Annotated in this window: 10 protein-coding genes and 3 pseudogenes; 7 read left to right on the top strand and 6 right to left on the bottom strand. The window is 68.5% G+C overall.

What is annotated here, in order from left to right:
- Nucleotides 1-80 precede the first annotated feature (80 nt).
- On the top strand, nt 81-638 hold the full coding sequence (locus AB0D18_RS36560; RefSeq protein ID WP_362429055.1) for a helix-turn-helix domain-containing protein: 558 nt from the start codon (nt 81-83) through the stop codon (nt 636-638).
- A gap of 86 nt (nt 639-724) precedes the next feature.
- Here the strand turns inward: AB0D18_RS36560 and AB0D18_RS36555 are convergent, their stop codons facing one another.
- Both AB0D18_RS36555 and AB0D18_RS36550 read right to left on the bottom strand, forming a co-directional pair.
- Complete coding sequence (locus AB0D18_RS36555; RefSeq protein WP_362428971.1) at nt 725-2,782, bottom strand: family 43 glycosylhydrolase; 2,058 nt, start codon at nt 2,780-2,782, stop codon at nt 725-727.
- A 231-nt stretch (nt 2,783-3,013) separates the two neighbouring features.
- Complete coding sequence (locus AB0D18_RS36550; protein WP_362428968.1) at nt 3,014-3,253, bottom strand: hypothetical protein; 240 nt, start codon at nt 3,251-3,253, stop codon at nt 3,014-3,016.
- Nucleotides 3,254-3,453: 200 nt separating this feature from the next.
- Between AB0D18_RS36550 and AB0D18_RS36545 the strand changes: the two are divergent.
- Both AB0D18_RS36545 and AB0D18_RS36540 read left to right on the top strand, forming a co-directional pair.
- Nucleotides 3,454-3,839 (top strand): annotated as a pseudogene (locus tag AB0D18_RS36545) (xylosidase); the annotation flags it as partial.
- A gap of 316 nt (nt 3,840-4,155) precedes the next feature.
- Entirely contained in the window at nt 4,156-5,589 is a 1,434-nt protein-coding gene (locus AB0D18_RS36540; RefSeq protein WP_362428965.1) for a non-reducing end alpha-L-arabinofuranosidase family hydrolase, read from the top strand.
- A 733-nt stretch (nt 5,590-6,322) separates the two neighbouring features.
- On the opposite strand, the gene AB0D18_RS36535 is transcribed toward AB0D18_RS36540, so the two are convergent.
- Nucleotides 6,323-8,041 (bottom strand): cellulose-binding protein, encoded by a 1,719-nt coding sequence (locus tag AB0D18_RS36535; RefSeq protein ID WP_362428962.1) that lies wholly within the window; start codon nt 8,039-8,041, stop codon nt 6,323-6,325.
- Nucleotides 8,042-8,459: 418 nt separating this feature from the next.
- Nucleotides 8,460-8,842 (bottom strand): annotated as a pseudogene (locus AB0D18_RS36530) (RNA polymerase subunit sigma-24); the annotation flags it as partial.
- Nucleotides 8,843-9,199: 357 nt separating this feature from the next.
- Between AB0D18_RS36530 and AB0D18_RS36525 the strand changes: the two are divergent.
- The gene (locus AB0D18_RS36525; RefSeq protein ID WP_362428959.1) at nt 9,200-10,393 is read left to right on the top strand and encodes a non-reducing end alpha-L-arabinofuranosidase family hydrolase; all 1,194 of its coding nucleotides are present in this window, start codon (nt 9,200-9,202) and stop codon (nt 10,391-10,393) included.
- A gap of 1,341 nt (nt 10,394-11,734) precedes the next feature.
- Here the strand turns inward: AB0D18_RS36525 and AB0D18_RS36520 are convergent.
- Nucleotides 11,735-12,181, bottom strand: a complete 447-nt coding sequence (locus AB0D18_RS36520) for a MarR family winged helix-turn-helix transcriptional regulator (RefSeq protein WP_362428956.1) — start codon at nt 12,179-12,181, stop codon at nt 11,735-11,737.
- Between the two features lie 107 nt (nt 12,182-12,288).
- Here AB0D18_RS36520 and AB0D18_RS36515 point away from each other — a divergent pair, with 107 nt between their 5' ends.
- The 3 genes and pseudogenes from AB0D18_RS36515 to AB0D18_RS36505 all read left to right on the top strand — a co-directional run bounded on the left by AB0D18_RS36515 (nt 12,289) and on the right by AB0D18_RS36505 (nt 14,184).
- A complete protein-coding gene (locus AB0D18_RS36515) occupies nt 12,289-13,203 on the top strand; it encodes an alpha/beta hydrolase (protein ID WP_362428954.1) in 915 nt (304 codons plus the stop codon).
- Between the two features lie 144 nt (nt 13,204-13,347).
- Nucleotides 13,348-13,437: pseudogene (locus AB0D18_RS36510) on the top strand (IS5/IS1182 family transposase); the annotation flags it as partial.
- A 150-nt stretch (nt 13,438-13,587) separates the two neighbouring features.
- Nucleotides 13,588-14,184 carry an RICIN domain-containing protein gene (locus AB0D18_RS36505; protein WP_362428951.1) on the top strand — a complete coding sequence of 199 codons (597 nt, stop codon included), beginning with the start codon at nt 13,588-13,590 and terminating at the stop codon, nt 14,182-14,184.
- Nucleotides 14,185-15,172: 988 nt separating this feature from the next.
- On the opposite strand, the gene AB0D18_RS36500 is transcribed toward AB0D18_RS36505, so the two are convergent.
- Complete coding sequence (locus AB0D18_RS36500; RefSeq protein WP_362428948.1) at nt 15,173-15,388, bottom strand: PaaI family thioesterase; 216 nt, start codon at nt 15,386-15,388, stop codon at nt 15,173-15,175.
- Between the last annotated feature and the right edge of the window lie 182 nt (nt 15,389-15,570).

Here is a 15,570-nt window from a genome sequence, read left to right as displayed (position 1 = left end):
CTCCCGTGTCCCAAGACGCCACCGTGCCGTCCTCGCCCAGGCGCCCCATGCGCGCCGACGCGCGGCGCAACTAGGAACGGATCCTGGCCGCCGCCGGGGCTGCCATTGCCCAGCACGGCGTTGAAGCCTCATTGGAGGAGATCGCGCGCCATGCCGGGGTCGGCTCAGCCACACTGCACCGGCACTTCCCCTCCCGGCAGGCGCTGTTGGAGGCCGTCTTCAAAGACCGGGTGGAGACCCTCTGCGCCAGGGCACGCGACCTCGCGACCGAGCCTGACCGGGAAGCCGCGCTCGTCACCTGGCTTCACGCCGTTGGGGCACACGCCGTAACCAACAAGGGCCTGGGGGCAGCCCTGATGCCTGGTGCCGGCGATCCGACGCTCGGGGACACCTGCCACACGCTCATCGTGAACGCAGGCAGCGAACTACTCGCGCACGCTCACCAAGCGCACGCCGTACGCCCCGAAGTCACCATCACCCAGCTGCTCAAACTCGTCGGAGCCATTGCGCTGGCCACCGAACACGACAGCCACGGCGCGGCCGAAACCGACCTCCTCCTGAACACTCGTCATCGACGGGGTACGCCAGCACTGATGGCGCAGAGAAGATCGTCCGACATGACACGCGAGGACCAGTAGAGCATTTCCATCGCCATGAGATCCCTGAGCTTCCGCAACCCTCGGGCCTCTTCTCGGTCGCTCTTACTGCTGAAGTCGAGAATCGATCAGGGTGTGGTGAGGGAGAACCGATTGACGGTGACGGCCCCGCCGAGGGCGGCGGTGGCGTAGTTGAAGATCGCAAACCGGTAGCCCATGAAGAAATGCGGGCGATTGTCGAGCGTGAACGCGGGTCCGAGCGGCGTGAAGGCCGTGCCGTCGGTGCTGTAGGAGAAAGCCGCCCGGCGTCCGGAGCCAGGTCGAATGTCGGCGGTGACGCGCAGCCAGACTCGGCTGCCGCCGCTCCCGCCGTCGACCCGGACGAGCTGCCACTGCTGGTTGCTTCCGTTCCAGCTGCCCCATTGCTGCACGGCGGTGCCGTCGACGGTCGACAGGCCTGCCACCTCGAGAACCTTGTTGCTGTTCCGATTGACCAGGCGAACATACCCGTCCGTGGAATCGAGACGGAACTGCTGGTTGCTGCCTCCGACGTCGGTCCACTGCACCACGGAAGCGCCGTCGGCGGTGGACCCGCCGAGGACGTCGACGACCTTGCCTGAGTGCCGCACGCGCAGCTTGTAGTAGCCGCCGCCGGCGTCCGCGAACTGGAACTGCTGGTTGTTGGCGTTCGTGCGGGTCCACTGGTGGAGCTGGGATCCGTCGGCGGTGGACACGCCGCTGACGTCCAGGGCCTTGCCACTGTTGCGGTTCAGCAGCACGTACCAGGCAGTGGGGTCGACCGTGGCGGACAGTTCCACACTCGCGCGTTCGGTGCCGGTGCCGCTGGTGTTCCAGCTCGAGTCCATGGTGAGGCCGTCGGTCATGGACAGGCGGGTGACGCCGTTGTCGCGGCGCAGGCCGATCCAGGCGGAGGCGTCGCGGAGCATCGCGAGTCCGGCCCGGTCGCCGTTCGCCATCGCAGACAGGTCGAGTTCGACCGTGGCGGTGGAGGAAGGGCCCTGGATGCGGTGGGTGAGAGTGTTGCGGGCCGCGTACAGGTCGTTCGTGACCGTGGCGGTCTGGAGCTTGAGGCCGTTCCCGGTGGACCACTTGGTGTTGTCGGGGTTGTGGTTCCATTCCCACTTGGCGGCCAGGGTCGCGGTGGTGAACGTGTCGGCGCCGGTGAGCGGCGGAACCGGGTGCGGAGTGAGATTCGGGAACGGGTATGTCTGGCCCCAGGCGCCGTTGACGGTGGTGACCTCCGGCCAGCCGTCCGAGGTCCAGGTGATCGGCGCGAGCGCGGGCATTCGCCCGCCGGGGTAGGCGTCGACGAACCCCATGTAGTACCAGGCGCCGCCGGGGGTCGAGACGAGGCCGCCCTGGTGCGGGACGCCGCCGCCGGCGATCGGGCCGGGCATGTCGAGAAGCACCTCCCGGACCTCGTAAGGTCCCCAGGGCGACGAGGACTTGAGCATGTACTGGCCGTTGGGGGGCCGGGTGGCGAAGATGTAGTAGTTGCCGTTGATCTTGTAGAACCGGGAGCCCTCCAGGACGCCGATGTCCGACGGCGTGGAGAAGACCTCCTGGTTACGGACTTCGGTCTTGCCGTCGGCCGAGAGCTGCGCGACGGAGATCTTGGTGGCGCCGTAGGCGACGTAGAGGGTGTCGTCGGTGTCGACGAGCATGCCTGCGTCGTAGTAGGAGCGGGGGAACTCGGCGTGGCGGGTCCAGGGTCCGGCGGCGTCGGTGGCGGTGTACATGTACGAGCGGTAGAAGTCGATCTGTCCGAGCCAGTAGAAGCGGTTCTCGCTGGCGCGGTGGGTGATCGAGGAGGCCCAGATGCCGCCCACGTAGCGGTGGCCGCCGTTCAGGTCGTACCCGTCGCCGAAGTCGAGCCTCGGCACGGAGTGGCCGATGAACTCCCAGTTGACGAGGTCCCGGGAATGCAGGACCGGGGCTCCGGGCGAGTAGTGCATCGTGGACGCGGTCATGTAGAAGTCCGCGCCGACGCGGATGACCTCGACGTCGGCGAAGTCCTGCCAGATGACGGGGTTCGCGTAAGTCGACTCCTGGGCTTCGGCTTGGGTGAACGGGTCGAGGGCGGTAGCGGCGGCGGCTCCGGCGAGCACACCGGCTCCGCGGATGAGCATCCGCCTGCGGCTTATGGGGAATTCGAGCCAGGACATGGTGGTTCCTTTCGTTAGTCGAGGGTCGGCGCGGTCCGCGCCGGCGCGGGCTTCGCGGTACCGATGACGGCGGCCGTACCCGCCGCGGTGGCGAAGCTGAAGACGGTGCGTCGTGTCAGGAACATGCGAGTTCCTTTCGTAGGGCGGGACCGGACCGGGCGGTCGCGGACCGGCGGGTGCGGACCGGCGGGTGCGCCGCCTCGGTTCGGTCCCGGTTCGGTCCCGGTTCGGTCATTCGACGGAGGCCGCCGCGATGTCGACGAGGACGGTGTCCGCGCCGCAGGTGGCGCCCACGGGGACGAGCGAGAACTGCTGGTTCGTCGCGCCCGTCGCGCCCGTCGCGGTGTACCGGCGGATCGGATCGCCCGCGGTGGTCGACCAGTTGTAGACGTCGAGGCAGGCGAACCACGCGGCCAGAGCTACGCCTCGCCACAGCGTGGCAACGGTGCGGCAGTGACGGGTGCGGAACACGTGCTGTCCCCCTTCGACGGCCGTAGTCTGATATTTCGAACGGCGTGCGGAACTGCGAACTGCCCGATCGAAAGTAAGTTTCAGTCAGGAGCACGTCAATGCAACTGACCAGTTCCGTTCCGATCAGTTCCCACCCGATCAGTTCCCGCCCGCCGCCACCTCGCATTCAGTACAGGGCGGATTCGGCTGGCCCCTCACTCCGGGCCGGGCCGGCGATGCTGCGGGACTCCTCCGCCTGGATCGGCGTCACGCGGCAGGACTGCGTCAGCAGGCTGGTGATGTTCGACGGCCTGACCATGGACGCCGCTTGGAACACCAGCGGCACCGGCACCGAGCGGGCAGGCACCGACCTCCCCGGCAGCCGCGTCTGGCTGCGCCCCGCCGCCGACATCAGCCCGGGGCCGGGCCGCCAGGCGACGTTCTCGTACAGCACCGACGGCACCACCTTCACCCCGCTCGGCCCGGCCTTCACCATGAACAACGCGTGGGAGTTCTTCCTGGGCTACCGCTGCGCCGCCTTCAACCACGCCCCCAGGCCCTCGGCGGCGAAGTACTGCTGGAAGGCTTCGAGTTGAGCACGCCCTGACCACGGGCAGACACACGAATGGGCTCTCAGGTCGATACGGACCTCGCCGAGCCCGCGCTCGTACCGCTACCTGCCCCGCACGCCAAAGTCCGGTACAACCACGGGACTTGAAGCCGCCTGGTGTCGGCCTGCGAACGTTTGCCCGCGGATTTTGCGAGAAGTATTGACGTCATTCATGGGATGTCTAGCATTCCCTTGACCGGAACTTCGACCGCTGTTCGGCATACCGGACAGTCGAGGCCCTACCACCCCTGGCATCCGGACAGCCTCTGACGGCGAGGACCGGAGCCGCTTGCTCAAGGATGACGAGGCCCTTATGCGCAGACACAGTTTCAGCCGCCTCAGGCGTCCGTCCGCGGTGCTCGCCGCCGCGGTCGCGGCCCTGGCCGCGTTGGCGGCACTGCTCGTCGCCGGCCCGGCCCAGGCAGCCACCACCAGCCACGTGCGCGGTGTTGATTCCGGCCGCTGCCTCGATGTGTCGGGCTACAGCCAGAGCGACGGCGCGAACGTGAACATCTGGGACTGCCACGGTGGAACCAACCAGCAGTGGACATTGACGGACAGCAACCAGCTGACCGTGTACGGCAACAAGTGCCTGGATGCCCGGGGCGGCGCCACCACGTCCGGGACCCCGGTGCAGATCTGGACGTGCAACGGCAGCGACAACCAGCAGTGGCGGGTGAACTCCGACGGCACGATCGTCGGCGTGCGGTCCGGGCTGTGCCTGGAAGTCTCGGGCTGGGGCAAGACCAACGGCACGGGAGCGCAGATCTGGTCATGCCACGGCGGCACCAACCAGAAGTGGACCGGCCCGTCCGGGGCGAGCACCGCGTGTGCTCTTCCATCGACCTACCGGTGGACCTCGACGGGTCCACTGGCGCAGCCGGCGAACGGGCAGCTCGCACTGAAGGACTTCACCACCGTGAAGTACAACGGCAAGAACCTGGTCTACGCGACCACCTCCGACGGAACGAATTGGGGCGGTACGACGTTCAGTCCCTTCACGAACTGGTCGGACATGGGGGCGGCCACCCAGACCCAGATGAACGACGGCGCAGTGGCGCCCGAACTGTTCTACTTCGCGCCCAAGAACGTCTGGGTGATGGTGTCCCAGTGGGGTCAGTGGCCGCTCTACTACCGCACGTCCAGCGACCCCACCAACCCCAACGGCTGGTCCGCCCGGCAGCCGCTGTTCACCGGCAGCCTCCCCGAGGGCCCTGAGCCGGGCCGGAAGGACGCCGCGATCGACCCGACCATGATCGCCGACGACCAGAACATGTACCTGTTCTTCGCCGCTGACAACGGCAAGATCTACCGGGCGAGCATGCCGATCGGGAACTTCCCGGCCAGCTTCGGCTCCTCGTACACGACGGTCATGAGCGACGAAAGGGACAAGCTGTTCGAGGCGCCGGAGGTCTACAAGGTCAAGGGCCAGAACCAGTACCTCATGATCGTTGAGGCGCAGGGTACGAACCGCTACTTCCGCTCGTTCACCGCCCCCAGCCTCAACGGTCCGTGGACCGTCCAGGCCGGCAGCGAGAGCAGCCCCTTCGCGGGCCAGGCCAACAGCGGTTCCACCTGGGCCCAGGGCGTCAGCCACGGTGACCTGGTCCGCGACAACCCCGACCAGACCATGACCATCGATCCCTGCAACCTGCAGTTCCTCTACCAGGGCCTCCCCAACAACACACAGGAACCCGACTACCTGAAACTGCCGTACCGGCCGGGCCTGCTCACCCTGCAGCGCTGACCCGTCTGCTCCACGGTGATCGCGACGGGGTGCGGTCCGCCGACGCGCAGACGAGCTGTTCACCGCGTGGGCGACTCCAGCTGCTGACCGATACTCACCACCTTGAGGAACCCCGGTCGCGCTTCGGTCGGGGTTCCTCCCTTTCGTGGTTCTCCTCCGCGGACGCATGGCGGCCTAACGGGCAAGCGTGCACTGATCCGTACCTGACATCCGTGCGCAGTCCGGCAGACGCACTGGCCCGCACGCGTCCCACCGGGCACAAGGTCCGCGAACAACCCTGACCGGGAGCGGTACCTTCAGCTGCTCGCAGTGATCAACAGCTGGTCGCCCCCGGAGAACCTGGCACCGGTACTCGACTGCGTCATCCAGGCCTTGCGTGCCCCGGATATCGGGGGAGCGGCCCGGTCGCGACGCGGCGTGGCCGGACCGGTTCACGTCACGCTGTACGGCAGCCAGGACGGTGTCGACATCCTGCTCAGCCACCAGGAGGCACCGGCCACGGACGGCTCGGCCCCCTGCTTCCCGAGTGAGGCAGGGGGCCGAGCCGTCTCCCCCGTCGGGCGCGCGGCGGAAGCTGTTCGCCCTGGACGGCCTGAAGATCGATCAGGTCAACTACCCGGGCCTTGTTTGTTTCCTGACCGCCGACGCCGACGCCGGCGCGGAGGCCGACGGCCCGGCGCGTACGCCACGGGTGGGTGGCGTTGCTGCCGGGCCGTCAGTCACTCACGCGGTCTCACTTCCCGTGCAACCCCCTGCGGCGACGTCCGCGAAGCACCAGCACGCCGCCGGCAGCGATGACCAGCAGGCCACCGAGGGCGCTGTACGTGACAACAGCGCTGCTCGCCCCGGTGGAAGCCAGGTCGCCGGACGTGCTGCTCGGGGTCGGCCGGCCGACGGGCACGCCGGCCTCCCCCTGCGCACGGGTACCGGTCGTGCCGGGGGCCGAGACAACCGGCGTGACGGCGGTCGGCGTGGGGGCGGGCGTCGGCTTGCCGGCGCCGGCGGTCCCCGGCGCGGGCTTCAGCTGAAGCGTCGTGATCGAGTACGGCGGCAGCGTCTGTGCGGCCGCCGTGCCCCGCTTCGCCGTCGTCAGGGCAGTGTCTCCCTTGGCATACGAAACGGTCGTGACCGCCCCTGCGGCCGGGGTGAATCCGGCGTACGAGAGCGACACCTGCGCCGCGTTCTGCGGGCTCTTGTTGGTCAGCATGACGTTCAGACCGCCGGTGCTGTTCCGCACCGCGTGCACGGCAACCGACGAGTTGCCCGAGGACGACTTGACCATGGTGTCGCCAGGCTTCGCCAGTGCGGTCAGCGAGCGGATGCCCCAGTAGGTGGGGAAGGGCGTGTCGCGCGGCGGTTGGCACTTCCCCCCGGCGCAGGTTCCGGCGGAGAGCACACCCCCGTCCTGGTAGTCGGTCTGGCCGTGGACGGTGGTGGGTGCTTGGTCCGTGCCGTTGTGCAGATTCCACCAGTCCACGTGGGTGGCGCCTTGCTCGAACCAGGTCATGTAGGTGTCCGGCGCGAACAGGGCCGCGGCCTGGCTGGTCAAGGCGGGCGAGCCGACGCCGTCGGTCTCGGTGACCGCGATCTCCACCGAAGCGGCGCGCGAGCCCGCGTACTTGGCGATCAGCGAGCGCAGCTCGGACGTGGTACCGGCGATCCGGGAGGGGGTGTTCAGCAGGTCGGCCGTGGTGGTGCCGCCCGGATACCAGTGGACGATGACGAAGTCGATCGAGCTTGCCGCGATGGAGAGCACCGTGTTGTTCCAGTCGGCGCTGTCACCGGGAGCCTTCTCCTTGTCCGGCCAGCCGCCGGGGGTGGTGAGCACCGCTCCGATCTTCACCTTCGGGTCCACGGCCTTCATCGCCTTCGAGTAGGCGATCAGGTTCTTCCCGTACTCCCTCGGGCTCTTGTCGGCGTGCTTGTCGGTTTCCCAGCCCTTGCCGTTGCCGTAGTGCCCGTTGCCGTAGACCTCGTTGCCGATCTCCCAGTACTTCACGCCGTAACCCTTGTCGACGTTGGAGTACTTGACCCAGTCGGCGGCCTCCTGGGGGGTGCCGGAACCGTAGTTCGCGGTCAGGATCGGCTGGGCGCCGACCTTCTTCGCGGTGGCCATGAAGCGGTCGAAGTTGGTGTTGGAGGGAATCCAGCCGGTGCCGTCACCGGAGGTGTGGGTCTTCCAGTGGTAGTCGTCCGCGCCGGAGCCGCCGGGATAGCGCAGCTGCCGAACTCCCGCGGCCTTCATCAGCGATGTGACCTTGGCGTCCCCCATGTGCTCGTCACCGAAGCCCGTGTTGAGGCCGACACCACTGCTGGGCACCGTGCCCAGGGAGGTACCGGCATCCACACGGATGCCGACGGTCGACGCGGCGCCCGCGCTGGGCGCCAGGGCGCCGATGCCGACCGAGGCGGCGAGCACCGCCACCGCCCCCGCGACAAAGCGGCGGCGCATCCGGCTACGGCGGGGCGTGCGACCCCAAGGCATCGGCTGCTCGGCGGATATCGGGTCGTCTGGTGACACGTAGTGCTCCGATCGGGTGTTGATACAGAGGGCGGAGCGCCGCTGACCACGGCTCGCCCTCGTCGGTACACCCCTAAGTGGCCACTCAGAGCGGAAAGGTTGCCCTCTCAACTACCTTTTTCGCCGAGACACGGTCGCACCGTCTCACCGGACCCGGTGGCCCCGTGCCCCAGTGACACGCGAGCGGCTGAAGCCGCACAGGAAGCACAGGAAAAGACAGAAGGCGGTCGCCGCCAACGCGACGGGCGGCGGCGCGGCCCGGGCCGCAACGGCCGGCCGGAGTGTCGTGGCCGGAGCGTGGTGGCCGGAGCCTGGTGGCCGGAGCACCCGACGACCCGGCCACGCCGCATCACCACGCCCAGGAGAACACCCTTGGCAGGCGGGCGTTGGGCCGGGGGGCCTGGCGCGTCAGGTGGTCGCGCTCGGCGAGGTCGGGTGCCTTGTGGGCCGCCTCGGCGTACAGCCGAGCCGCCGTCGCCAGGTCGCCGTCGCGCTCGTGGAGGTACGCCGCCACCGCGGCGTGGCGGGGCATGGGGTATCCCCTGCTCGAAGAGCTTGGGGAAGAGTCGTCCAGCGCCGCGAGCGCCGCCAGGCGGCGCGTGGTCCGCCGGCCTGGCCGACGGCCACCGCGCGGTTGAACCGGACGTTCGGGCTGTCGGTCAGGCGCACCAGCCCCCCGTACCACTCGACGATCTGCATCCAGTCGGTCTCCTCGGCGGTGGGCGCGTCGGCCTGGTGCCACCGGCATCGCCGCGAGCGCGGGTCGGGCACCGAGCCGAACCAAAGGTTCGGGTGAGCGACCTGGCCGGGTCCGTAATGATCACCAAGCCCGCGCACTGCTACCTGCCCCTCACGCCAAAGACCGGTACAACCACGGGACTTGAAGCCGCCTGGTGTCAGCCTGCGAACGTTTTGCCCGCGGATTTTGCGCGAAGTATTGACGTCATTCATGGGATGTCTAGCATTCCCTTGACCGGAACTTCGACCGCTGTTCGACATATCGGACAGTCGTGGCCCTACCACCCCGGCATCCGGACAGCCTCTGACGGCGAGGGCCGGAGCCGCTTGCTCAAGGATGACGAGGCCCTTATGCGCAAACACAGTTTCAGCCGCCTCAGGCGCCCGTCCGCAGTGCTCGCCGCCGCGGTCGCGGCTGTGGCCGCGTTGGCGGCATTGCTCGTCGCCGGCCCGGCCCAGGCAGCCACCACCAGCCACGTACGCGGTGTTGATTCCGGCCGCTGCCTCGATGTGTCGGGCTTCAACCAGAGCGACGGCGCGAACGTGCACACCTGGGACTGCCACAGTGGAACCAACCAGCAGTGGACCGGCCCGTCCGAAACGAGCAACGCGTGTGCTCTTCCATCGACCTACCGGTGGACCTCGACGGGTCCGCTGGCGGAGCCGAAGTCGGGGTGGGCCTCGCTCAAGGACTTCACCAGCGTCGTCTCCAACGGCAAGCACGTCGTCTATGCCACGACGCACAACACCCTCGCCGGTAACGATGGGCGCTGGGGATTGATGACCTTCAGCCCCTTCACGAACTGGTCCGACATGGCCACCGCCACCCAGAACACGCTTCCCTTCGACGGCATCGCGCCGACGCTGTTCTACTTCGCCCCGAAGAACCTCTGGGTGCTCGCCTACAACGGGGGTTGGCCATACAGCTTCTCCTACCGCACCTCGAGCGACCCCACCAACCCCAACGGCTGGGGCCCGCAGCAGGAACTCTTCACGGGCACCCTCCCGAAGGGCGGTCCTCTCGACGTGACCCTCATCGGTGACGACACGAACATGTACATGTTCTTCGCCGACGATGAGGGCGGCATCTACCGCGCCAGCATGCCCATCGGCAACTTCCCGGGCACCTTCGGTTCGTTCACGAAGATCATGAGCGACACGCCGCTCAACCTGTTCGAGGCGGTTGAGGTCTACAAGGTCCAGGGTCAGAACCAGTACCTCATGATCGTCGAGGCCCAGAATTACACGGGGCATGGTCGCTACTTCCGCTCGTTCACGGCCACCAGCCTCGACGGCACCTGGACACCGCAGGCCGACACCGTGACCAACCCCTTCGCCGGCAAGGCCAACAGCGGCGCGGCCTGGACCAACGACATCAGCCACGGCGATCTGGTTCGCACCAACCCCGACCAGACCAAGACCATTGACCCCCGCCACCTGCAGTTCCTCTACCAGGGGCGCGACCCCAGCACCGATGGCATGGACTACGGCCTCCTGCCGTACCGGCCGGGCGTGCTGACACTGCAGCGCCAGCCGGTGGCGTGACGCGCGGTGTGGGCCCGTACCGCAGGAGGGCATCGGTGACCTGGCGGGCCTCGTCGGCCAGGTCGGGCAGCTCGTCGACGACGATGCCGGCCTCGCGAAAGAGCTCCACGCCGACGCAGGCGTCGACAAGGAGAGGCAGCCCACGCCAGGCGACAAGGACAAGGACCCGGCGGGTCCCGGGGGCGAGGAGGTGCTGCGTGCAGGTGACGGGCCGCGACTTGCACTCCGAACACGGCTCCGGCGTGGAGTAGAGCGTGGCGCCAGGCAGCCGGGGGTAAGGCGCGGGCAGCCTGCCGAGGGCGGGCCTCCTCATGTCACGGCCCGACCGATCACCCATTTCCCTCGACGTGGTTGGTTGCCTCAGGTCAGCGCGTAGCGGACGGTTGGATTCGCTGTCCACGGACACCTGCCCTCGTGAACACCGCCCGCGCCCCTCACCCACACGGAGCCGGCCCGCTGCCCGGAGCGATCGAGGGCAGGGCCTCCCGCCCGACGCACACCAACACCGGTTCGTACCGCGCACAAGGCAGGTCATCGGCCCCGTCCCGACCATCCACGCGCGAGCCCATGTGCGGCATCAGCCGGTATCGGCACGGCCCTCGATCTCCGAAGCGCCCGATCCCGGGCCTGACACGGTGACAGTCCGAGGGACGTGTGCGATCGTCAAAACCCTTGCACTACACGGGGATTGGAGATCCAGTGGCCATCACGGTTACGTTAATGCTGGTAGTCGTCTGGGTACTCGTGGCTCTCATACCCATGCGAGCTCCCTCCGCACGACGGATCTGGGCTGCGCTGATTCTGTGCACCTCCATCCTCGTGATTGCAGGCGCTGCCTTCTACGGGATACAGCATGCGGACGAGTCGGCGGCGCCTCAGGTTTCCTACGGCGGAGTGGTGACCCAAAGAAGTCAGGAAGTTGACAACGGACGCCTCCTATCCTTCCTCTCAGCACAGTGGGAACCAGCATTCTTCGCCGCTGTCGCCGTAGGCCCGGGCGCTCTGGTAGCCCTTCTTCGGCTGGCCCTCTCCAGGGAGGAGCGCAGCCCCTACATCCCCCCGCCACCGGCATATCCCCCGGCCGCCTGAGTACCGCAATCACCTCAACAGCCACGTATCCGCACTGCTCCCTCCGGGCCGTCTCCGCGGCCGGCAACGGCGAACTCCCTGGCTACACCGAGTCGACCGTACGGCCCCTCCGATCCGCACAGCGGGTCACCCGCCCAGGGACGAGCACCGAAGTCGTCCTCGTCCGCGACGTGACCTGCTGATCACCCACGAGTCGAACCGCCAGGCCGGCCTGCCCGAATCTCAATTTCCCCCGAGGCCGTGAGCTCATGCTCAGCCCGGCTGGCCGTGGGAGCCCGCCTCAAGGGTCGCGCGGAGGGCGGCCAGGGTCGCGGCGATGCGGTTCAGGTCGTCAGGGGGAACGGTCGCCGTCAGCGAGGTGAGTTCGCCGGCGACGACGGTACGGGAGGCGGCCAGTTGTTCCTTGCCCTCGGGAGTGAGGCGAAGGACGGACGAGCGGCGGTCCTGGGGGTGCGCGACCCGCACGCACCAGCCCGCGGCCACCAGTCGATCGACGGCCTTGCTGACGGCTCCCACCGTGATCGCCAGCTCGCCGACGATGTCGAGCACGCGGCATTCCGGCACGCGGTCGATGATCTCCAGAAACTCGAACTGCCCCAGGCCCAGTTCCTGTTCGGTGCGCAGCCGGGCGTTCACCGCGTTGTAGAGCCGGGTCTCGACGCGGACGAGATCAGTGAAGATCGATGTGATGTGGCTCACGGCATCCTCCAGTAGATTCCTAGGAATCATCTTCCTCAGAATGTGATTAACTCTGAGAGATGGATTCCTGGGAATCCATCTTCTCATCCCCATCACTGGAGGCCACCATGTCCCGACAGCAGCGCGACGCCCTCGATGCCCTGCTCCGTTCCGCTCCGCGCGGCGAGACGCCGCCCACTGTCGAGGAGCAGCGCAGCGGTTTCGCCGCAGCGCTGACCAGGCCCGCGCCGGACGGCGTGGTCACCCGCAGGACCGTCCTCGGCGGGCGGCCGGCCCTGGAGCTGATACCGGCCGAACTGTCCGGCCGCGGCCGGCTGCTCTACCTGCACGGCGGCGGCTACGTCGTCGGCTCACCCGACACCCACGCCGGGCTGGCCGGTGAACTGGCCCTCCGCACCGGGCTGCGAGCAGTGTCGGTGGATTACCGGCTGGCGCCCGAGCACCCCTTCCCCGCGGCCGTCGACGACGGGCTCGCGGCCTACCGCGAGCTGCTGGCAACGGGTACCGACCCGCGGGAGCTCGTCGTGGCCGGCGACTCCGCCGGTGGCGGCCTGAGCATCGCCACCCTGCTCGCGGCCCGCGAGGCCGGACTCCCGCAACCAGCCGCCGTGGTCACCTTCTCCCCGTGGGCCGACCTCACCCTCACCGGGGAAAGCATGCGCTCCAAAGAGGATGCCGACCCCATCTTCACCGAGGCCGACGTACGCGCCTACGCAGATCTGTACGCCGCCACGGCCGACCGCGCGCACCCCCTGGCGAGCCCGGTGTTCGCCGACCTCACCGGGCTGCCCCCACTGCTCGTGCAGGTCGGAGCCAACGAGGTGCTGCTCGACGACGCCGTCCGGCTGGCCGGCCGTGCGGGCGCCGACGACGTCGACGTCACGCTCGAAGTCGGGCCCGGCCTTCCCCACGTCTTCCAGCTCAACTACGGCCGGCTCGACGAGGCGGACGCCGCACTCGACCGCGCCGCCCGCTTCCTCACCACACACCTGGGCCCCGATCGCCTCGCACTCGCCCACTGAGGCCTGCCGACCGGGCGAGGACGCCACCCGACTCCACATGTCCGGCGTGCGAGGCCGCGCGAAAAACCGGGTCGGCCTCCCCGCCGCCCGCGATGAAGCGTCCTCCCGCGCACCGGCCGGGCCAGCAGGTCCCGGCCACCTGATGACGGCGTCTTCTCAGAACTCACCGGCCTGCTGCGGCGCCCGGTCCGCGAGAGCGAAGGACGCAACGGCGAACCGTCGGTCTGCGTACTGGCCCGAAGGCCATGGCTCACACCCGGCTCACCGGGTTCCGGCGTGGCTTGTTCAGGGGTAACGCGCGTTCGACCCTCTGTGCTGAGGTAGCCCCCGTACAGGAATCGACTCGTGCGACACGGACCGACCACCGAGCAGCAAGGAGAGAACATGCCCTGCACCAGACGTTGGGCCGCAGTGACCGCGACCGTCGCTCTCGCCACCGCCATGGCCGGCACCTCCACAGCGAGCGAGCACCCCCAGCCCGCCTCCAAGCCCGTGCACTGGACCGCCCCCACTCCGGGCCTCACCGCTCCAGCACTGCAGAGGGTGCTGAACGTACCCGTACGCATCACCAATGACTTCGCGAACCGCCCCACCACCCAGTGCCTGGACGTCGACGCGAACGGCGGCGGCAACGGCACCGTCGTTCAGGTGTGGCAGTGCAACGGAACGAGCCAGCAGCGCTGGTACCTCTGGAACAACGGCGCGCTGGAGAGCTACCGCTTCCCCGGCAAGTGCCTGGACGCCGACCTCAACGGGGGCGGCCGCAACGGCACCAAGGTGCAGATCTGGGATTGCAACGGCACCTCACAACAGAGCTGGTCCCACCCGGCCGGCGACCGCGCGATCTACAACGCCCGCTTCTACGGCGGCGGCAACATCGTCATGGATCGGAACGCGAACGTCTGGGGCAACGGCGCCCGCGTCCAGCTCTGGCAGAAGAACTTCCAGTCGCAGCAGTGGTGGGACGTCTGGTCGGACTGAGCAGGGGCACCGACACGTGATGCAGCGTCAGTACAGCCCGCCGGGCCGGGAGACGCTCCTGGGAGACCGCTGTCGGCATCCTCGTACAGCGACCGAAGAAGTCCTGGCAGGAGGCCGCTTGCCGTCACCCGCCTGTCCGCACCCGCCTGTCCGCACCCGCCTGTCCACCCGGGAGAAACAACCAGACTCACTGGTGGGCTCTCACGGCGTAGGCGCGTCCGGCGCGGGCCGGCCGGCGGCAGGCAGCGGCAATCCTCGTCGAGCAATCCGGCGAGGACGCCACGGGATACGGAGGCGGGCGAGGTCGCCCCGGTGGATCTGGGAGTAGCACGCTTCGAGCATGCCGCCCGCGGCCACCACCCTCCGTGACCCTCATCAGATGCGAGGAAATCGCATCTGATGCGAGCCGTCGGGCGATCCGCAGGCCAGTCCCCCGGGCGGTGACAGCAGGGCCCTGCTGTCACCGCTCGCGCACCGGGACGGGACACTCCCCCGCCATGCCTCCTGCCTCCGCCAAAGGACCGCAGGCCGGTGCGTCGTGGCTGGTCGCGCAGTCCCCCGCGCCTCGCAAAAGCAGCCCCCTACCCCCGCTGGTCCTCTTGGGCAACGGGGCCGCCCCCGGCGGGAGCCTCACCCGGCTCACCCGCCAGACATCGATCACGAGCACTCTCCACGGCACCGAACGCATCACCAAAACAACCCTGGAAGCCATCCGCCTCGACCACCTCGCCAAAACCCATCCGCAAACGGGCCGACAACCTCACCGACGAGCGGTGGGCCGAGCTGGACGGGCTGGGGGTGCGTCGGACAGGGAAGAAGGGGACGCGATGAGCGCGGAACTTCGGCAGGCCGTCCAGGAGATTCGTGGCACTGGCAGGACACAACGGGGCCGTACGACCCGGGAACGAGGGGAGTAGCCCGGTGGGGCTTCCGGAGTATCCTGCGAGCCGCTTCCCCGTGCACGTTGGGCAGGAGCGGGCTGGACTGCTCAGCCGCCGTTGCGCTCCGGCGGGCGGATGTAGGTCAGGGTGTGGTGGGATACCACCTTGCCTGCCGTGTCCTTCGTCGTGGCCGTGCCGTAGACGATCAGGCGTCCCGGCCGCAGGATCGTGGACTCGCAGACCAGGTCGGTGCGCGCGGGGCCGAGGAAGCTGGTCGTCATCTGCTGGGTGACAGACGGGTCGTCCTCGCCGAACAGGGACATGATCGCGATTCAGCAGGTCACGTCCGCGAGCGTCATGGCGCAACCGCCCTGGAGGACGCCGCCGGGACGGAACAACTCGGGGCGCTGCGGCAGGGAGACCCGGGCCGCCCCCCCTGCCGACCTCGTCCACCCGGAACCCCCACCAGGGGCCGAAGGGGCTCTTGTCCAGCACTGCTTGGGCT

Origin of the sequence: Streptomyces sp. NPDC048442, from assembly GCF_040651475.1 — a bacterium.
GTDB lineage: Bacteria > Actinomycetota > Actinomycetes > Streptomycetales > Streptomycetaceae > Streptomyces.
The sequence above is the reverse complement of the archived record's forward strand: the minus strand, read 5'-3'. Positions and strand labels throughout refer to the sequence as shown.